This is a genomic window from Mucilaginibacter gossypii (assembly GCF_900100945.1).
Classification (GTDB): Bacteria; Bacteroidota; Bacteroidia; order Sphingobacteriales; family Sphingobacteriaceae; genus Mucilaginibacter; species Mucilaginibacter gossypii.
Window position 1 is genome coordinate 361570 of sequence record NZ_FNCG01000002.1, and the last position, 20001, is coordinate 381570.

19 protein-coding genes are annotated in these 20001 nt (G+C 43.1%); 17 read left to right on the forward strand and 2 right to left on the reverse strand.

Annotated elements, in window-relative coordinates:
• The first annotated feature begins 4 nt into the window (after nt 1-4).
• From BLS28_RS04940 to BLS28_RS31490, 4 genes are all read left to right on the forward strand, one after another.
• Nucleotides 5-202 (forward strand): hypothetical protein, encoded by a 198-nt coding sequence (locus BLS28_RS04940; protein WP_091163182.1) that lies wholly within the window; start codon nt 5-7, stop codon nt 200-202.
• A 450-nt stretch (nt 203-652) separates the two neighbouring features.
• On the forward strand, nt 653-1054 hold the full coding sequence (locus BLS28_RS04945; RefSeq protein ID WP_256337343.1) for an ArsR/SmtB family transcription factor: 402 nt from the start codon (nt 653-655) through the stop codon (nt 1052-1054).
• A complete protein-coding gene (gene merTP, locus BLS28_RS04950) occupies nt 1051-1659 on the forward strand; it encodes a mercuric transport protein MerTP (RefSeq protein ID WP_091163184.1) in 609 nt (202 codons plus the stop codon). The genes BLS28_RS04945 and merTP overlap by 4 nt, the downstream gene beginning before the upstream one ends.
• Before the next feature lies 1 nt (nt 1660).
• Nucleotides 1661-1876, forward strand: coding sequence for a GDCCVxC domain-containing (seleno)protein (locus BLS28_RS31490; protein ID WP_091163185.1), 216 nt, complete (start codon nt 1661-1663; stop codon nt 1874-1876).
• Nucleotides 1877-2010: 134 nt separating this feature from the next.
• Here BLS28_RS31490 and BLS28_RS04960 read toward each other — a convergent pair whose 3' ends face one another.
• The gene (locus tag BLS28_RS04960; protein ID WP_091163186.1) at nt 2011-3243 is read right to left on the reverse strand and encodes an IS110 family RNA-guided transposase; all 1233 of its coding nucleotides are present in this window, start codon (nt 3241-3243) and stop codon (nt 2011-2013) included.
• 363 nt (nt 3244-3606) lie between these two features.
• On the opposite strand from BLS28_RS04960, the gene BLS28_RS04965 reads away from it, so the two are divergent.
• The 8 genes from BLS28_RS04965 (at nt 3607) to BLS28_RS05000 (ending at nt 13653) form a co-directional block, all read left to right on the forward strand.
• Nucleotides 3607-3921, forward strand: coding sequence for a DUF6660 family protein (locus BLS28_RS04965; RefSeq protein WP_091163187.1), 315 nt, complete (start codon nt 3607-3609; stop codon nt 3919-3921).
• 76 nt (nt 3922-3997) lie between these two features.
• Nucleotides 3998-8374 carry a CusA/CzcA family heavy metal efflux RND transporter gene (locus BLS28_RS04970; protein WP_091163188.1) on the forward strand — a complete coding sequence of 1459 codons (4377 nt, stop codon included), beginning with the start codon at nt 3998-4000 and terminating at the stop codon, nt 8372-8374.
• Between the two features lie 3 nt (nt 8375-8377).
• Nucleotides 8378-9589, forward strand: coding sequence for an efflux RND transporter periplasmic adaptor subunit (locus BLS28_RS04975; protein WP_091163189.1), 1212 nt, complete (start codon nt 8378-8380; stop codon nt 9587-9589).
• A gap of 3 nt (nt 9590-9592) precedes the next feature.
• Nucleotides 9593-10006 (forward strand): Fur family transcriptional regulator, encoded by a 414-nt coding sequence (locus BLS28_RS04980; RefSeq protein ID WP_091163190.1) that lies wholly within the window; start codon nt 9593-9595, stop codon nt 10004-10006.
• A gap of 48 nt (nt 10007-10054) precedes the next feature.
• The gene (locus tag BLS28_RS30730; RefSeq protein WP_176844372.1) at nt 10055-10231 is read left to right on the forward strand and encodes a hypothetical protein; all 177 of its coding nucleotides are present in this window, start codon (nt 10055-10057) and stop codon (nt 10229-10231) included.
• A gap of 240 nt (nt 10232-10471) precedes the next feature.
• Nucleotides 10472-12280 (forward strand): heavy metal translocating P-type ATPase, encoded by a 1809-nt coding sequence (locus tag BLS28_RS04990; RefSeq protein WP_439822830.1) that lies wholly within the window; start codon nt 10472-10474, stop codon nt 12278-12280.
• Between the two features lie 24 nt (nt 12281-12304).
• Nucleotides 12305-12736 carry an RNA polymerase sigma factor gene (locus BLS28_RS04995; RefSeq protein ID WP_091163193.1) on the forward strand — a complete coding sequence of 144 codons (432 nt, stop codon included), beginning with the start codon at nt 12305-12307 and terminating at the stop codon, nt 12734-12736.
• Between the two features lie 20 nt (nt 12737-12756).
• Nucleotides 12757-13653, forward strand: a complete 897-nt coding sequence (locus tag BLS28_RS05000; RefSeq protein ID WP_091163194.1) for a cation diffusion facilitator family transporter — start codon at nt 12757-12759, stop codon at nt 13651-13653.
• A gap of 137 nt (nt 13654-13790) precedes the next feature.
• Here the strand turns inward: BLS28_RS05000 and BLS28_RS05005 are convergent, their stop codons facing one another.
• Nucleotides 13791-15647: a PAS domain-containing sensor histidine kinase gene (locus BLS28_RS05005; RefSeq protein ID WP_091163195.1), complete on the reverse strand. Its 1857-nt coding sequence runs from the start codon at nt 15645-15647 to the stop codon at nt 13791-13793.
• A gap of 217 nt (nt 15648-15864) precedes the next feature.
• Here BLS28_RS05005 and BLS28_RS05010 point away from each other — a divergent pair, with 217 nt between their 5' ends.
• The 5 genes from BLS28_RS05010 (at nt 15865) to BLS28_RS31705 (ending at nt 19939) form a co-directional block, all read left to right on the forward strand.
• On the forward strand, nt 15865-18099 hold the full coding sequence (locus BLS28_RS05010; protein ID WP_091163196.1) for a heavy metal translocating P-type ATPase: 2235 nt from the start codon (nt 15865-15867) through the stop codon (nt 18097-18099).
• 18 nt (nt 18100-18117) lie between these two features.
• The gene (locus BLS28_RS05015) at nt 18118-18330 is read left to right on the forward strand and encodes a heavy-metal-associated domain-containing protein (RefSeq protein ID WP_091163197.1); all 213 of its coding nucleotides are present in this window, start codon (nt 18118-18120) and stop codon (nt 18328-18330) included.
• Between the two features lie 24 nt (nt 18331-18354).
• Nucleotides 18355-18918 carry a helix-turn-helix domain-containing protein gene (locus tag BLS28_RS05020; protein WP_091163198.1) on the forward strand — a complete coding sequence of 188 codons (564 nt, stop codon included), beginning with the start codon at nt 18355-18357 and terminating at the stop codon, nt 18916-18918.
• Between the two features lie 52 nt (nt 18919-18970).
• Nucleotides 18971-19426: a DUF305 domain-containing protein gene (locus BLS28_RS05025; RefSeq protein ID WP_091163199.1), complete on the forward strand. Its 456-nt coding sequence runs from the start codon at nt 18971-18973 to the stop codon at nt 19424-19426.
• A gap of 108 nt (nt 19427-19534) precedes the next feature.
• Complete coding sequence (locus tag BLS28_RS31705) at nt 19535-19939, forward strand: HYC_CC_PP family protein (protein ID WP_091163200.1); 405 nt, start codon at nt 19535-19537, stop codon at nt 19937-19939.
• Nucleotides 19940-20001: the final 62 nt, after the last annotated feature.

Consider the following 20001-nt stretch of genomic DNA (forward strand, 5'->3'; position numbering starts at 1 on the left):
TCAGATGAGTATTTTAGCGGATAAAACGGATTACAGGGTTTTGAGAATCATAACCAAATCGCTTAAACAGTTGGAGGAAATAAACGACCTGAATTTGAAGGTGACCAAAGTAGATGATTTTGAAATCAGCCTGGCAACAAATATGCTAAAGAGCGTACTTGACAACAATGCGCAGGTGATTAATATAACCTCAACTGGATAGACTACTTTTTTTTAATATTAAAGGGGGAGTAATTCCCCTTATTTTGAAAAGTCCCGGCGGCGGGCTATCGCCCGCCCGGAAGAACGCCCCCTGTTTTCTTATGGTTTGATGATCTTTGGTGAAAACAGGGGGCGGTTTGAAATTGCCTCAAAATCAATATAAAGAACGATAACAATAATTATAAATTTCTGTAGATGCTTACCTATTTACTGGTAAGCATTTCTGTTTACCTTGTGATAAGGTTTCCTCTAAAAAACAAAAGTTGACGAGGAAAGCGTGCGGAGGAAATAATATATATTTGCGATCAACAAAGCTGCATTCGCGGCTTATTGTGATAAGGTTTAGGTAAAGGTCTTCAGCAGCGAGTGCATGGAGACCTTTTTTTTTAAAGGCTCCCACACTTCCTGAAATGCAATCCGTATGCAATAAAAAAAATTCTTATTTAAATAATTGCTTAAATACTTATATTTGTTTTCTAATTTTCAAATTATGAACACGTGTAGCAGGATTTTTGCCGATGAGGCACAGATTAACAATTGTAAGGAAACGCTACAGGCCAAGCAAGCTGTTTTCACGGAATTGACCCAAATTCTTTCATTAGCTGCTAATGAAGCACGGCTAAAAATATTATTCCTGCTTCATTTGGAAAATGAGCTTTGCCCCTGTGACCTCAGTGATATATTGGGGATGACAATTCCTGCTGTCTCTCAACATTTACGCAAGCTTAAGGACGGTGGGATTATCAAGTTCCGCAAAACCGGTCAGACTATTTTCTATTCGCTAAAGGACGCAGCGGTTTTGCTGCCGCTATTTAATTTATTGCAAAAACCATTAACTATTGAATCAGTATGATAAGCACTAATGTAAATAAGAGTTGGGTAGCTGGATTGATTGCAGCGTTTGCAGCATCGCTATGTTGTATCACGCCAGTTATAGCCTTTTTAGGAGGCATCAGCAGTATCGCTTCGTCGTTTGCCTGGATAGAACCGGCACGACCGTACCTCATCGGTTTAACCGCTGCGGTGTTCGCATTTGCCTGGTATCAGCAATTAAGTAAGAAGGCCAAAACAGTTGAATGTGATTGTGAAGCAAAACCTGCATCGTTCTGGCAATCCAAAAAGTTCTTGCTGATCGTTACTGTACTATCCGTTGTCCTGATTACATTCCCATATTATTCATCGTTCCTGTATGGATCTCCGAAGCAGTCTTCGGTACCGATGAGTCAGCAAAGTAGTCTTAAATGGGCAAAGTTTGCAGTTAAGGGGATGGGTTGTGCCGATTGCACAAAACATATTGATGGCGAGTTATCTAATGTGCCGGGGGTAATCAAGGCAAGTACGTCATTTGAGAAAGCCACGACTACTGTTGGATACGATCCAAAGAAAACGTCAGCAGACAGCCTGAAAAAGAAAATCGATCAGATCGGCTATCGGGCTACTATCGTACAAACTAAATAATATGGTTAAGGAAATTCAATTACAATCGACACTAACATGTCCTCAGTGCGGGCACAAAAAAGACGAAACAATGCCAACCGACGCTTGTCAGTACTTCTATGAATGTGAAAACTGCCATGCATATTTAAAACCCCTTGCCGGCGATTGCTGTGTGTTCTGTAGTTATGGGACGGTTAAATGTCCGCCTATGCAACAAGGTTCATCTTGCTGCAGTTAATATCGAATAAAATAAAAAAATAAGTTTCCTCTGCGTTCTTGTGAACAAGCCTGGGTGCTATCTACAGATTTGGCAGCTTAGGTTTCAGACTGTTTGTTCTATTACCTTTTCCGTCCTTTTAGTGTGTTTAATTATCAATTGCTTTGAGGCCACGATAGTTGAGCCTTATAATACAAGGCTGCTTTGGCTTGCAAGTCAACAAAGTGAGCAATCCCTTTTTCTTTATACAACGTTAAAGTTTCCAGCGTTTTGTAAACCACTTTGAGCAATCGTCTTGCAACAGCCATGATCGCTTTCTGCGCTTTCATTCGTTTACGAAGTTTGTCGAATAATGCATGCCAGTAAGAATCCTTCATTCTGATAGCCGCCCATGCTGCACTAACCATTGCGGTACGCAGGTAGGTGTTGCCTTTTTTAACACCGGTGCTTTTTCTTTTACCTGCACTTTCATTATTCCCTGGGGCAATACCGCACCAGGCGGTAAAATGATCAGCAGTAGGAAAACGTGTCATATCCTTACCAGCCTCGCTTAAAATGATTTGAGCTGATTTTACAGCAATGCCACTGATGCTATCTAAACATTCTACTGCTTGGGCGTAGTGCTCGCTGATGATATTATCTATTGAAGTTTCTAACCGATTTATTTGTTTCTGAACATGATCATAGTCCTGAAGCAACATTTGCAGTTGAATTAAATGATGCTCCTGTAAAGTACCTTCCAGTGCCATAGTCAAGCGCTCTCTTTTTTGTTTGATTTGCCCTCTCGAACAGTTCAATAAGACCTCTTTGTCAGTGACGCCCCGAGCAAGAAGGCGAATGATGTCCATTGCGGTTTTAGTATGAATAGTGCTGATGACTGAACGTAGTTTAATGTTATTGCTTTCCAATATCTTGAGGAGCCGGTTCTGTGTTTTAGTTTGCTGCCAGGTATAAAACAACCGGCTGCGGCAATAATCGCGCAGAATGCGCTGGTCGTTATCCGGCATAAAGCTGGCGCGTACAAAGCCGTGCAGTAAGAGCGTGCACAGCCATCGGGCGTCCTTACGATCTGTTTTGCGTTTGGGAATTTGCTTAATGTGAACCGGATTTGCGACAGTGACATTGATACCTGCTTCGGTAAGGATGAAATATAAACTCATCCAATAGATGCCCGTGCTTTCCATAAGGCAGTGCTCAACTTTGTTCCGTGTCAGCCAATCCCTGACATCCTTTAACTCGCAAGTAAATGTACCGAACTCCTTTAGCTCCTGTTCGCTACCATCTTTGGATGAAATAAACCCAACAATCTTGTCTTTGTGCATGTCCAGTCCGCATGCCCTTTCCAGCTGTGGCATGATATGGACATCGGTATTTAATGCCTTTCTCATAAAATGTTCTCCTTTCCTTCAACTACATTTTTATGAGCCTGGATGTTTGTTCAAATCATATCACTTAGGTTAAAAATCCCTGGCAGCGAGTGTCGGGGATTTTTTATTTAACTCGATTTTATTTGTAAATAATTTCTAAAAGAAAAAGGAAAAAAAGAAAGCCTAAAATTTGTCCGCGCAGGTAAAAAGGAAACGGAATAAGTCCCGAAGGGTGTAGCCAGGAGGAATCAAGTGGCTACATTATGCCGTAGTCTTTTTCGGATGTTACAATCCTATCAAATACGCGGGCAAAGCTTCGCGTTGCTTTTTTTGATTTGCTGCCGTATTTTGTTATTTAGAATTATTCTAATACATTTGCCTTGAATGAAATACATTGCGGTCATATTCAGTATCTATTTTGCTTTGCTGGCGGTAATGCCATGTCAGGATAGAGAGGATATGATTGCCAGCGTGATGCATCTTACTATTCAAAAAAGTCATGCACCAAATGACGAACGCGGCCAGGAAACCTGCCCTCCTTTTTGTACCTGTTCTTGCTGTTCAACTGCCAGGGATTTAACTGTAACTGTAACTATCGGCGTTTTTACAAAAACAATCGCCAGTGAATATCCTGATTACGACATTCCTGCTATTCAAAAACAGCCAATCAAAATCTGGCAACCCCCGCAAATAGGTTAATACGAAATTTCTTGATGTTTTCGCCTGCAATCAACTTTGCACGGCTTTTCCGTATTCGTATTAATTTTTACAATTTATGTTTGACAAGATTATCGCGTTTTCTATCAGGAACAAGGTAACTATCGGGATTATGACACTGGTTTTAATACTGGTGGGCATTTATTCGGCCTACAACCTGCCGGTTGACGCGCAGCCCGATATTACCAATAACCAGGTACAGATCATTACACAGGCCCCCAGCCTTGGGGCGCAGGAAGTGGAGCAGTTTATTACTGCTCCGATTGAATTATCTATGGCTAATATCGCCGGGATCATTGAAAAGCGTTCAATATCCCGTTCCGGCATATCGGTCATTACCATTGTCTTTAAAGACGATGTAGATATTTATTGGGCAAGGCAGCAGGTCAATTCCCAATTAAAAGAAGCTGAAAACAGTATCCCGACAGGTTTAGGCGAACCTACGCTGGCACCAATCACTACCGGGCTTGGTGAAATCTACCAATATGTGATCCACACAAAAAAGGGCTATGAAAACAAATACACCGCTGCCGATCTACGCACCATACAGGATTGGTTGGTGCGTACCCAATTAGCCGGAACCGTTGGCCTGGCAGAAGTAAGCGGCTGGGGCGGTTATGTAAAGCAATACGAAATAGCTTTAGACAACGACAAGCTGAACTCTTTGGGTATTACTATACCGCAGGTATATGAGGCCCTGCAAAAGAACAACGAAAATACCGGCGGCTCTTATATCGAGCAGCAACGTAACGCTTATTTTATCCGTGGCCTGGGACAGGTGCAAAACCTGGACGACATCCGCCGGATTGTGGTCGCCAATACCAAAGGCTCGCCTATATTGGTGCGGGACATTGCCACCGTGCAATTCGGTAGCGCGACCCGCTACGGAGCGGTAACCCGAAATGGCGAAGGTGAGGTTGTAGCCGGTGTAGCCCTGATGCTCAAAGGTGAGAACTTCAGCGAAGTGATCAAAAATGTTAAACAGCGGATGGTACAGATACAAAAATCCCTGCCGGAGGGTGTCGTTATCGAACCGTTCATTGACCGTACAGAACTCGTAGGCCGGGCAATTAATACGGTTAAACGTAACCTTTTAGAAGGTGCATTGATCGTTATTTTTGTGCTGGTGTTATTGTTGGGGAATTTACGGGCAGGCTTAGTTGTCGCTTCGGTCATTCCTTTAGCTATGCTTTTTGCCTTTTCTATGATGCGTTTATTCGGCGTATCCGGTAACCTGATGAGTTTGGGGGCAATTGATTTTGGTTTGATCGTAGATGGTGCGGTGATCATTGTCGAAAGCGTGGTACATCACATCACGACAGGCAGCTATAAACAGAAAGGCGTAGAAAAACTCACCACCGCGCAAATGGATGTGGAGGTTCGGGATAGTGCCAGCAAACTGATGAAATCAGCCGCGTTCGGACAGATCATTATATTGATTGTTTACCTGCCGTTATTATCTCTTGTCGGGATCGAAGGCAAGATGTTCAGGCCAATGGCGCAAACCGTGGCTTTCGCTATTTTGGGCGCATTTATCCTGTCACTGACCTATGTGCCTATGGCAAGCGCCCTGTTTCTCAGTAAAAAAACAGCTCACAAACGTAATATATCAGATCGAATCATAGAATTTTTACAGCGGATATACCATCGTGCATTAATAGCCGTATTGAAAATAAAAGTGATTACTGTTACCATCGTATTTATTGTATTTGGTATTGCGATATGGGCTTTTAGCCGTATGGGCGGGGAGTTCATCCCTACTTTGGATGAAGGCGACCTGACCGTAGAAATTTCTATGATGCAAGGTACTTCCTTAACCGAAGTGGTCAAAACTTTCGGTAAAGCAGAGAAGCTGTTAAAAGCTCAATTTCCGGAGATTAAACAGGCGGTTACCCGCATTGGCAGTTCCGAAATACCTACCGACCCGATGCCGATGGAAAAGGGCGATATGATGCTGGCCATGAAACCTAAAGGGGAATGGAAGTCTGCAAAAAACAAGGAGGAGATGATCGATAAGATGGAGGATGCGTTATCGGCTATTCCCGGCATTAACGTCGAAATATCCCAGCCGATGCAGATGCGTTTTAATGAACTCATGACGGGTATCCGGCAGGATGTAGCAATCAAGATTTATGGGGATGACTTGGATATTTTAGCGGTACAGGCCGATAAATTAGCCAAACTGATCGCACCTGTAAAAGGGGTTAGCGAACCTTATGTTGAGAAAGTTAGCGGGCTACCGCAAATACAGGTAAACTATAACCGGGATAAAATGGCACAGTACGGTTTGAGCATCAGCGATGTAAACATGATCCTTAAAACCGCCTTTGCAGGAAGTGTGACCGGTGTGGTATTCGAGGGTGAAAAAAGGTTTGATATGGTAGTTCGCCTGAATCGTGATTTACGGGAAAATATATCCGGCGTTGAGAACCTGTTAATACCGCTTCCATCGGGCAACAAAGTGCCGTTAAGCCAGGTGGCAGATATTTCATTTAAAGATGCGCCTGCACAGGTATCGCGGGAAGATGGTAAAAGGCGCATCTACGTCGGCTTTAATGTAAAAGATCGTGACGTAGAATCTACCGTTAAAGAAATACAGGCAAAACTTAATACCGCATTGAAATTACCCACCGGTTATTACCTTACCTATGGTGGACAGTTCCAGAACCTGCAAGCAGCCAAAGCGAGGTTACTGATCGCTGTACCTGCGGCTCTGTTATTTATCCTGGTGTTGCTGTATGTGACTTTCCGTTCGGTAAAAGAAAGCCTGCTGATCTTTACAGCGGTTCCCCTTGCTTCAATGGGTGGCGTGGCTGCTCTGTTATTGCGTGGTATGCCATTCAGTATATCCGCGGGGGTAGGTTTCATCGCCCTGTTTGGTGTGGCGGTACTCAACGGTATCGTACTGATCGGTTATTTTAATCAGTTAAAGGAAGAAGGCATGACCAATATTTATGAGCGCGTGTTAGAGGGTACAAAAACCCGGCTTCGCCCGGTACTGATGACCGCTTCCGTGGCTTCGTTAGGTTTTCTGCCGATGGCTCTATCATCAAGCGCAGGTGCTGAAGTTCAAAGGCCATTGGCAACTGTTGTAATAGGAGGCTTAATTACCGCGACCTTTTTAACGCTGTTTGTGTTACCATGCCTTTACCTCTTATTCAACCGCAAAGAAGCCGGAAAGATCAAAGTACCTAAAGCGTTGACTACCATGTTGATGATCCTCGGTTTTGGCTTTTTCCAGCAAAACACTGCCCAGGCACAGAGCAAAGTGCCGCTTACTTTAGACAGTGCCATCAATCAGGCCCTTAAAAACAACCTACAGATTCGCTCTGCTGGTTTGTCCGTCGATCAGGCCAGGGCGTTACAAAGATCGGGTACGGATATCCCAAAAACTGAATTGATGGTAACGCAAGACCCGACAAGTGGCGGTAACATGGATAATGCTATAGGTATCACACAAAATATCGCCTGGCCCGGCTTATACAAAAACCAGCGTAAGTTATTGAACCAGCAAACGCTATTGGCAGAACGCACAGGCCATTTAACCCGTGCCGAGGTGACCCGTCAGGTACGGAGCGCCTGGTATGCGTATTTATTGAACAGGGAAACTTTGCGCATCCTGAATTACCAGGACAGCGTTTATAAGGGCTTTGTTAAAAAAGCGGAGGTTCGGTTTAAAACAGGCGAAACTTCCAACTTGGAACTCATCAGCGCGAGAAACAAATATCAGGAAATTGTAGCGCTCAAAATTGGGGCAGAGGCAGATCTGCGAAGCAATGAATTGAGTTTGCAGCAACTGCTTAACACTTCCGGGCCATTGGTTATCGCTGAAGGTAATTTGCCTTTGGTTTTAAACCTGCCAACGGATAGTATCAATGTAGCTAATAACCCGCAGGTTAATGTTGACCTGCAAAACATTGAAGTCGCTAATGCGAGGATCGCTGTTGAAAAATCAAAAGGGTTGCCTGATCTGACTTTAGGCTACAACCAGCAGTTAGTTATCTCCGGTTTTAATCCTGCCAATATTAACCGGGAGTATTCACCGGGTACACGCATTGCAGGCATACAGGTAGGTGTTGCGCTGCCGATATTTAATGGTGCTAACCGGGCAAGGGTCAAATCCGAAAGGCTATCCGCGCAGGTCGCGCAAACCAATTATCAGCAAACACAATCACAGGTACGTTTGCAATATGAGCAGGAAGTACAGCAATACCAGAAATTTAAACAGGCGGTTGATTATTACCGGTCAGGCGGTTTAAAGCAGGCTGATGAACAGTTACGGATCGCGCAGGTATCATTTAACCTGGGCGAGATCGGTTATATCGAGTATATCCAAAATATGTCCGCTGCGGTACAGGTTAAATTAGCTTACATCGAAGCGGTGAGCCGCTTAAACCAGTCAGCCATTCAAATACAATTTATCAAAGGAGAATAAACAATGAACATTCAAAAATATAAACTAATAGCGGCTGCCTTTTTGATCGGGTTAGCCTTTGCTTCCTGTTCGGGTGATTCCGGCAAAAAGGAAACGGACGGCAAAGAGAACAGCGGCGCGGAAGAAACTACGAAAAAGAAACCCGAAGGATTGGAATTGACATCGGAACAAATGCAAACGGTTGGTATCGTAACCGGCCCGATAGCGCAAAAGAACCTGGATTCGGTGATCAAGGCCAACGGGCAATTAGCAGTACCGCCACAAAATAAAGCGGATGTAAGTATCCTGTCCGGCGGTATCATCAATCATATTAGTGTGATCGAGGGCCAGCAGGTAAAACGTGGACAATTGCTGGCTACAATTAAGAACCAGGACCTGATCAAAATACAACAGGATTATTTAGCAGCTAAAAACAACTTCGCTTATGTACAGGCAGAATATAACAGGCAGAAGCAATTGCAGGAAGCCGGTGCGGGTACTGGTAAATCGTTCCAATCATCCGAAGCAACTTATAATGCGGAACGTTCCCGTATTACAGCCTATGAAAGCCAGTTAAGCCAGTTGGGTATTTCGCCGGGCAAAATAGCGAACGGCAATATTGTTTCCCAATTCCCGGTACTGTCACCTATCGGCGGCACGGTCGGACAAATTACAGCCAATACAGGTGCCTTTGTGCAGCCTGGTACGTCTATCATGGAAGTGGTGGACAACTCCAAAATACACTGCGACCTGACTGTATTTGAGAAAGACCTGATGCACGTTAAGGTAGGCCAAAAAGTAAATTTCCAGTTAACGAATCAGGAAAATCAAGTGATTACCGGAACAATCAACGGTATCAATAAATCCTTTGAAAATGAAAGCAAAGGGGTTACAGTTCATGCGGTCATCAATAACAAGGAGCAAAAGAACCTGATCCCCGGTATGTATGTAACCGCGCTGATCAGTACAGGCAGCAGGTTAACAGCGGCTGTACCGGTTGATGCGGTCGTTCGTGCAGAGGGAAAACAATATATTTTCATTGTCGTAACTACAGCGCAAAAAGAGGGTAAAGAAAATACCGTAAAGTTTAAAAAGGCAGAAATAACTACTGGTGTAACGGAATTGGGTTTTGTACAGATCAAACCCATCGAAGAAATGCCGCCATCAGTCATGATCGCTTTAAAAGGTGCATTCTATTTACAATCAAAAGCTTCAGGAAGCGCAGAGGAAGAATAGGTTATGAAAGAGCTGGAAAACAAATTAATGGAAAAGCGGATCAATCCCACCGCTATGCGTTTGGTGGTACTGGACTACCTGCTTAAACAAACTAACGCTGTCAGTTTAACAGATATGGAATTAAGCCTCGAAAAAACCGACCGGGTAACTTTATACAGAAGCGTAAAAACATTTGAAGAACATGGGTTAGTACACCGGATCGATGATGGCACTGGCATTACTAAGTTCGCACTTTGCCAACCGGCTTGTACCGTTGACGGACACCACGACCTCCACGTACATTTTTACTGTACGAATTGCGGTGAAACCCACTGTTTGCCTAAAACGCAAATACCGGAAGTTAAACTGCCGGGCGGTTACGAAAGGCAGGAAACAAGCTTGCTTGTCAAAGGCTTATGCGCTGAATGTAAAAATTAATGCACTACGATTGCAGGGCATACCTGCTTAAATTTGAAGATGTTAATCATGAGTGAAGAAAAATTTGTGGCTTTTGACGATCAGTTGAAAGATCTGCGGCCCGAAGTAAAACAGAAGGCATTGGAACTGGCAGAAGGTTATCATCAGGATGGTCTGGAACCCGGTATAGCCTTGAAAAAAGCAATTGCAGAAGCCGAACTTTGGTTTTTAGATTCAGAAGGATAAACCGTTTAATTTAAAACTATGAAAAAAGAAACTAAGAGCGGTGTGGCAGATACAAATCTGCCGGATAGCCACATAAAAACAGGAGAAGATAAAGCCCAGGTTAATATCATAAAGGATACTGATCGCGAATTGAAATCGGATGAGGAGGAAGAAGAAGATGAAACACTGGATTTGAATAAACCTGCTGAAGAAGAAAACTGGCTAAGCCATTGGCCGCTGCTTACCGCTTTAGCTATTTTGATGGTTATGCTTACCCTGGAGTTTGGATTTGAATTTCAGCCGGTCTTTCCCGTTAACCTGATCATATTTTCCGTGGCGTTTTTACTTGCCGGTTATAATGTGTTAGGTATGGCCTGGCGCAAAGCCAAACATTTTGATTTCTTTAATGAGTTTTTCCTGATGAGCGTAGCTACTTTGGGTGCATTCAGCATCGGCTCTTACAGCGAAGGAGTAGCGGTTATGGTGTTTTATTCTATTGGTGAATGGTTCCAGGATGCGGCGGTCAACAAAGCCAAAAAGAGCATAAAAGCCTTACTGGACATCAGGCCGGATAAAGTAACAGTGATTCGGGATGGTAATACATCAGTTACCGATCCGAAAGAAATCAAAATCGATGAGATAATCCAGGTAAAAGCCGGCGAAAAGGTTGCGCTGGATGGTGAACTCTATTCGGATGCGGCTACTTTCAATACTGCGGCTTTAACCGGAGAAAGCAAACCGGATACCAAAAGAAAAGGTGAAACCGTGCTGGCCGGGATGATCAATTTAGATAAGGTATCAGAAGTGCAGGTGAAATCGCTCTTTAAGGATAGTAAGTTGAGCAAGATACTTGAAATGGTACAGGATGCCACAGCCCGTAAATCACAGACGCAGCTTTTTATAAGCCGTTTTGCAAAAATCTATACACCAATTGTTTTTGCGCTTGCTTTGCTGGTTTGTTTTGCGCCCTATTTTTTTACCGACCCTTATAATTTCCATCAATGGTTTTACCGCGCACTGGTTTTTCTTGTCATTAGCTGCCCCTGCGCTTTGGTAGTATCTATCCCACTGGGTTATTTTGGCGGCATCGGCCTGGCCTCCCGCAGCGGTATCTTGTTTAAAGGTTCTAATTTTTTAGATGTGATGACGACCATTAATACCGTCATTATGGATAAAACAGGCACTTTAACCAAAGGTGTATTTAATGTGCAGGAGGTTATCACTGATGGCATTGATCAAAAGGAACTGGTCAGGATCACAGCTGCTATCGAAAGCAATTCGACCCACCCTATCGCAAAAGCAGTTGTTGCCTATGCGGGGGATTCGCTGGGTGATTTGAAAGCAAAAGATGTACAAGAAATATCAGGACATGGGTTAAAAGGAGATGTTGAAGGCAAAACTGTTGTAGCCGGAAATAGCAAACTATTAAAGAAATTCAATATCGCTTACCCTGGGGAAGTAGATCAATTGGTTGATACGGTGGTTGTCGTCGCTATTAATGGCAAGTATGCAGGTTACCTGACGATTGCAGACGAAATTAAAGAAGATGCCAAACAGGCCATCGACCAGATGCACAGCCTGAAAATACAAACCATTATGCTGTCCGGTGATAAACAGGCGGTAGTTGATAAGGTGGCCAAACGGTTAGGTATTGATAAAGCCTTTGGAGATCTGCTGCCTGATGGAAAGGTGCAAAAGGTACAGGAATTTAAAAATTCAGGCAATCGGATAGCATTTGTGGGAGACGGCGTAAACGATGCGCCGGTGGTGGCGCTGGCTGATGCCGGAATAGCGATGGGTGGCTTAGGCAGCGATGCCACTATAGAAACCGCAGATATTGTTATTCAAAATGATCAGCCCTCTAAAATAACTGCCGCTATTAAAATCGGCAGGATCACCAAACAGATCGTCTGGCAGAATATCACCATCGCGATGGTCGTCAAAGTCATTGTATTGGTTCTTGGAGCAGGTGGTGTAGCCAATTTATGGGAAGCTGTTATTGCCGATGTCGGCGTTGCGCTTTTAGCCATCCTGAATGCTGTCAGGATACAAAAAATGAAGCTGGAGTAAATTATTCACTAAACAGGTTAAGCTATGTTGGCAGATACAGATGATGGGGCCTTGTTAGGGTTGTTGCACAACAAAAACACAAGGCGCGAAGCGTTTGAACAGGTACTGAAAAAGTATCAGCAGAAAATATACTTTTTCCTGCGCAGAACAGGTTTAGAACACGAGGTTACGGATGAATTAGTACAGGATGTTTTCTTGAAATTCTGGAAATTGCCAAATGCAGAGCAAGAAAGCAATTCCTTAATTATCACACTCTACCGCCTCTCGGTCGCAAGGTTGAAAAATAGTCACCCGGCGGGTTTGCAGGGATTAACGCAGCAAGAACAAATTATTGTAGTTTTAAAAACGCAGGAAGATTTTGACTTTCAGGAGATAGCACAAATTGTAGCTATACCTGTTAACGAGGTAAGAAGCCTATTCAAAACTGGTATTATCAAAATAAACGACCAACTCTAATTAACAACTAAAATAACGCAATGGCACACGCACACGACCACACCTCTTCCAATCATGGTAAAGCTTTTATGATCGGGATATTTTTAAATACTGCTTACGTAGTGATGGAAGTCATTTATGGCCTGATTGCCCATTCGTCGGCACTTTTGGCCGATGCCGGGCATAATGCAGGCGATGTTTTAAGCCTGGGGTTTTCATGGGGTGCTTTAGCTTTTGCGCTTAAAAAACCCTCGCCAAACTATACTTACGGGTTAAAACGCATGAGTATTTTAGCATCCATCCTTAACGCTTTGATCCTGTTGGTTACGATGGGTATTATTGCCGGGGATGCCATACACAAATTCAAACATTTAGAGAATGTAGATGAAAACATCGTAATGTGGGTTGCGGCTGTGGGTATCCTGATCAATGGGTTTACCGCCTGGCTATTTATGAAAGGCCAAAAGGAAGACTTGAATATTAAAGGTGCATTCCTGCACATGGCTGCTGATGCCGCTGTCGCGCTGGGTGTGGTCATTGCCGGTTTCATTATTAAATTAACACACTATAACTGGATCGACCCGGTGATGTGTTTTATAATCATTATCGTGGTCGTTTGGGGAACCTGGGGCCTACTAAAAGATTCAGTCAACTTGGCGTTGGATGCTGTCCCGGAGGGCATTTCCATTGCAAAAGTTAAAAACTACTTTTCAGGCGTAAAAGGTGTAAAAGGAGTTTACGATCTGCATATATGGGGTATGAGTACCACACAAACTGCGCTATCTGTCCATTTGCTTGTGCCGGATCATAAAGACGATAATATTATAATGGAGATCAGGGAACAGCTACACGAGCAGTTTGAGATCACGCATCCCACCATCCAGATTATTCATGATGAAAAGTTCATGGCCTATAAAAAAGATTGTGTCAATGGATAAATAGAAATTAGCAAACTGAAAAAAGAAGATTGCGGTTAACAAAACGAAATTTGCTTAAAAGAAATTTTCTAACTTAGCGTAGTTCCCCTGATTAATAATAAATATCATCCAAAGAGGCGATTGCTTCTTTGGATTTTTTATGCCAGCGGTAATTTGAAATAAAATGTTGAACCAGCACCTTCCTCACTTTCAATAGCGATCTGACTGTTGTGGTATTTTAAGATCTCAGCCACCAGGTAAAGCCCAATACCAAATCCTGAAACTTGTTTGATCCGCTCATTCTCTACACGATAGAAGCGCTCGAATAATTTATCCTGGTCGCGGCGCCTGATGCCGATCCCCTCATCGCTTACCGAAAGTTGGGCGTAGCCATCCGTTGTTTTACAACGTACAATTATCAGGCTGCCTTTAGGTGAATATTTAACAGCGTTACTTAATAAATTCTCAATCACCTGCCCGATCTTTTCCCGGTCAGCATTCACCACTACAGATTCGCAGTCTTTTAATTCTATCGGGTGAGAAGGAGAAATGACCGCAAAATCTGTCACAACTTCCAATAATAATTCATGGATATTGAACGGATGTATATCTAACTTAAATTCGCCTTCCAGCAGCCGGGCATTGTCCAGGAGGTTACGGATCAGGCTGTGCATTTTATTGCTTTGCTTATCTACGCGGGTCAATGCGTTGATCCTGAAGTCATCGTCATCCTCCTTCGCTTTAGCTAAAAGCACCTGGATATACGATTTAACCGTAGTTAGCGGAGTTTTTAATTCGTGGCTGGCGATATTTATAAAATCATTCTTGCGTATCTCCGCAAGTTTCTGTTCAGTAATATCATACACAGACCCGATAAAACGGATAGGCTTTTCTTTTTGATCAAAAAAGACCTTGCCTTTTGATTTGACCCAGCGCAATTTCTTGTCTTTTGCGCCGATCGTGCGGTATTCTACGTCATAGTCGCCATTGGATACGCTTTTGATGAAGGCTGAATCTTTGATCAATGAATCGACCCGCTCCCGGTCATCAGGGTGAAGTCCAGGGAGAAAATCCCCCTCATAGGTTACTTCACGATCTCCGTCTATATCGAACAGCTCACGGCAGCGCTGATCCCAGTACATCAGCCCGGTAACTAAATTTTTATCAAATGTTCCCAGTTCCGCTGCCTGTACAGCCAGCCGGAACGAAGCTTCCGAAGCTTCTGTTCGTTTGCGATCTTCGACGCGCTGCGTCACATCTTCGGCCGCTACAAGAATACCAGATACCTTACCATCGGAATTATGCAGCGGCTCGTACAGATAACTAACGTAATTCGTGATCAACCCATCAGCCGTTTCCAGTAAATGCGGAGTTTCAACTTCTCCGTGCGGCTCACCGGTTTCATAAACGTGTTTAAGCACATTGGGGAAAGACTGGCCTTTTAATTCGGGCAGTACTTCCAGCAAAGGCTTGTCCAGCGTTTGTTCGGGCGTTTTTCGCCAGTAATCGAACAATGCCTGGTTAGCAATTTCCACCACAAATTCAGGCCCGTTTAGTACCAGCATAATATAAGGGCTCTTGGTCACTAATTGCCTGAATTTGTTTTCGCTTTGTTCTATCTGCTTTTGGGCCACAACCCTGGTGGTTACGTCGTTGGCAAAGCAGATCACACCGCTGATCTTTCCTTCTGCATCTTTGAAGGGCTGATAAGAGCAATTCAAAAAGTAGTTCCTTAATTGGCCTCCGACCTCAAGCTGTGCCTCCACATCTCCTGAAAAATAAGGAATGCCTGTGCGAAATACGTTGCGAATAAGTTTTTCAAATGGCTGATTTCTCAGCTGGGGAAGGGCATCGCCGAATTTTTTTCCTAATACTACTGTTGTTTTTCCCCAGGTTCTTAACACCGCCGGGTTTGCCAGGGTAATAACCAGTTCTTCTCCCATTAAAAGGAAGATAGGAAATGGAGAGGATTCAATAATAGTACGAAAAACAGTGACAGAATCCTGAATGTCCATTTTGGGCGGCTAATTTTATAAAGTGTCTGGCTAATTATAGTAGATTATAAAGCATTGATTCAATGAAATGTTTTAATAGAGAATGTTTTTTTCTTGATGTGTAAACAATTATTAAACCGCAGTACGAAATCTTCAAATTATATAAATCTTTCGCTGAATCCTGTAAGAGTTTAAGTGTAGGCCCGGTGTAATTTTGTCTTATCAAACAATTACACGCATGGCAGCACAGCATTTGATTACACTCACTTTCCCCGTTACTGGCATGACCTGCGCCGCCTGTGCATCCAGCGTAGAATCGATGATCGGCTTACAAAATGGAGTTGAAAAGGCCGAAGTTAACTATGCCACACAATCCGTCAAAGTGGCCTTTCATCCCGAAATCATTGAGCCTGCCGGTTTGCAGCGTTCTGTTCAGTCAATCGGATATGATTTGATCATTGATACCGTTAACGGTAAAGAAAAACAGGAAGAAGCGAAACTGGATCAATACAATAAGCTGAAAAGAAATATCATGTGGGCGGGTGTTTTAACTATCCCCACTGTACTGATCGGCATGGTATTTATGAATATACCCTATGCCAATTATATCATGCTAATGTTGACCGCACCTGTGCTTTTCATAGCCGGCAGGAGTTTTTTTACAAATGCCTGGAAACAAGCCGTTCACAGAAAGGCAAACATGGATACCCTGGTCGCTATGAGTACCGGTATTGCTTTTTTATTCAGCGTTTTCAATACGGCCTATCCTGAATTTTGGCACCGGCAGGGTCTGCACCCGCATGTGTATTTTGAAGCCGCTTCCGTCGTAATCGTCTTTATCATGTTAGGCAAACTTCTGGAAGAAAAGGCTAAATCAAATACATCTTCCGCCATTAAAAAATTAATAGGGCTGCAACCCCAAACGGTGCTATTGATAACCGCTCATGGGCAAATTGAAATTCCGGTGTCCGATGTTCAGGTTGGCGATCAATTATTAGTCCGTCCGGGCGACAAGATTCCGGTCGATGGAACGCTTTATGAAGGCAGCTCATTCGTTGACGAAAGCATGATCAGCGGCGAACCTGTTGCGGTAGAAAAAAAGGCCGGGGACCAGGTTTTTGCCGGAACATTGAACCAAAAGGGCAGTTTCCGTTTTACTGCCCAAAAGGTGGGCGGGGGTACGATGCTGGCGCAGATCATTCAATTGGTGCAGGACGCGCAAGGTTCCAAAGCACCGGTACAAAAATTAGTAGATAAGATTGCTGGCGTTTTCGTACCGGTAGTCATGCTGATCGCTTTATTAAGTTTAAGTGCCTGGCTGTTATTCGGAGGGCAACATGCCTTAACCCAAGGGTTGTTAGCTATGGTGACGGTATTAGTTATCGCCTGCCCCTGCGCGCTGGGTCTGGCCACACCTACAGCAATAATGGTTGGTATAGGCAAAGGCGCAGAAAACGGGATTTTGATCAAAGATGCCGAAGCGCTCGAATCAGGCCACAAAGTAAACGTGGTAGTACTTGATAAAACCGGAACGATAACCGAAGGAAAACCCAATTTAACCAACTTCTTATGGGCTGATCGAGCCAGGCTTGATCAGAACCAGTTGCAAACTATCTTTTTATCAATAGAGCATCAATCAGAACATCCGTTGGCTGAAGCTATTGTTTCCTATTTGACATCAGAAACTGCAACGATTATTCCTATTACCTCCTTCAACAGCATAACAGGCAAAGGTGTTGAAGCAGAATTTGAGGGACAGGTTTATTTCGCAGGAAATCATAAACTGATTGAGGAAAAACATATTGTTATTCCGGAAGAGTTGCAAAACGATATTGATAGCTTTTTAAAACAGGCTAAAACTGTGATCTATTTTGCAGATGATAAGCACGTATTGGCCATAGCAGCTATAGCAGATCAAATTAAATCTGGTTCAGCCGAAGCGGTAAGACAGTTAAAATTGCAGGGTATAGAAGTTTATATGCTGACCGGCGATAACGCGCAGACCGCCGAAGCCATTGCTGCCGAGGCTGGTATTGAACAATACCGTGCCGATACCCTGCCTTCGGATAAGGCCGGATTTATTAAGGAATTGCAGGCCATGGGTAAAGTCGTAGCGATGATCGGCGATGGTATAAATGACAGCCAGGCATTGGCGCAGGCGGATGTGTCCATAGCGATGGGTAAGGGTTCTGATATTGCGATAGACGTTGCCAGGATCACTTTAGTTTCCTCTGATCTGCGGCAGGTGCCCAAAGCGCTAAGGCTTTCCAAATTAACGGTTCGTGCCATTCGTCAAAACCTGTTTTGGGCTTTTGTTTATAACCTCATTGGCATACCTATAGCCGCCGGGATATTATATCCGGTCAATGGCTTTTTACTCAACCCGATGATCGCAGGCGCGGCAATGGCCTTGAGTTCGGTATCCGTGGTGAGCAACAGCCTCCGGCTCAAACTTTCAAAACTTAATCTTTAATTTTTTAAATCAACAATCATGGAAACTTTAAAATTCAAAACCAATATCAAATGCGGTGGCTGTATTGCAACCGTAACCCCGGCTTTAGACAACCTGGAAGGCATACAAAAATGGGAAGTAGATACCACGAACCCGGATAAGATCCTTACTGTGCAATCGGACGAAGCATTTAACGCTAACGACGTTATAACCGCTTTAAAAACTAAGGGATATAACGCTGAAAAAATTTAGTCGTAATATTGTTTAAAGAAAAAAATGATTTTACACATCAAAAATATGGTCTGCGACCGTTGCATCATGGTAGTCAGGCAACAGTTGGAAAATATCGGGTTGGATGTTGGCGAAGTCAACTTAGGCACAGCTACAGTAAACCCCGAACTAAATAGTGAGCAATTGAGTTTGATTTCATCGCAGTTTAAATTGCTGGGCTTTGAGTTACTTGACAATGAAAAGGACCGGGTCGTTGAACGGATCAAAAGTCTGATCATTGAAAAAGTTCACCACAGCGACTTGGCGGATACGCATCTTAATTTCCCGCAATATCTGTCAGATGGGTTAAATAAGGATTATGCCTACCTCAGCCGGATGTTCTCTGATGCAGAAGATACCACCATCGAGAAATTTATCATCCAGCAGAAAATCGAGAAAGTGAAGGAATTGCTGGAATATGGCGAGCTAAATCTAAACGAGATCACCTGGAAGATGGGCTATAGCAGCAGTGCGCATTTGTCTGCCCAATTTAAAGCCGTCACCGGGATAACGCCCAGTCAATTCAAAACTTCTGAAAAAATGAGTAGGAAAGCTATCGATAAAATCTAAGCGAAACCAAACAAAGACATTATTGAAAGGGTTAGTTTATAAAACTTTAACTATGGAAAAGGGAAACTACAAGACATTTGTTTTGACGCTCTTCTTGTCTTTTATTATTATGTATGGGGTTATGTTTTTGAATGTTGACCAGGCTGACCATATTTATTTAAGTATGACGCGCTTTTACATGACGTTAATGATGGTAGCCGCTATGGCCTTATTAATGTTAGCAATGATGCGGATGATGTATAAAAACCGCAAGCTGAACATGGTTATCATTTTATCCAGTACGGCGGCTTTTGTTCTCTCACTTATCGGTGTGCGAACCCAAACATTTGTTGGTGATGTCCAATACATGAAAGGAATGATACCCCACCATTCTATCGCAATTATGACCAGTAAAAATGCAAGTATTAAAGATCCAGAGGTAAGAAAACTTGCTGACGGTATTATTAAAACCCAAGAAAAAGAAATTGCGGAAATGAAGGCGATCCTATCACGCATGAAAAAGCAGTAAAGTCCTTTTTATTATCTTAATAATTCGACAAATCAGTCAATTTCTACCCACATCTATTCATCAAGAAAATATTTTACAATATATTTATAGAATATTGCTAAAATCTTAATGAGAAAAAAGTGTGCCTTATTTTTGACCGCATTTTACTTGGTGCTCACCACCGGTTTATATGCCTGTCTGGCACACTGCGCTCTTGAATTTATCGGAACAAAACTTGGGCTTGTCCACAATGTGACCGATAATTCAAAAAATTCAGATAAAGACGAGGAGCCGTGTGATGACTATTGCAAATGTTGCTATCATCATGGGGTTTACGTTGTACAGGAAAATTTCAGTCCAGACGACATTTTTCATTTTGTATATTCTCAGCCCATAATATTAACTAAAGAGATTAAACTTATACCTAATACACCAACCTTACGCCATATTGAAGTAAAATGGCCGCGAGCTACCGGGCCGCCTAATAGACTAACCGCCAAATTATATATTTCTTACCGATCAATTCTGATTTGATTTGAGTCACCGTTTACAACGGAATAGCAGTCTATTGTTATTTTTTTTGACTTAAATCACAC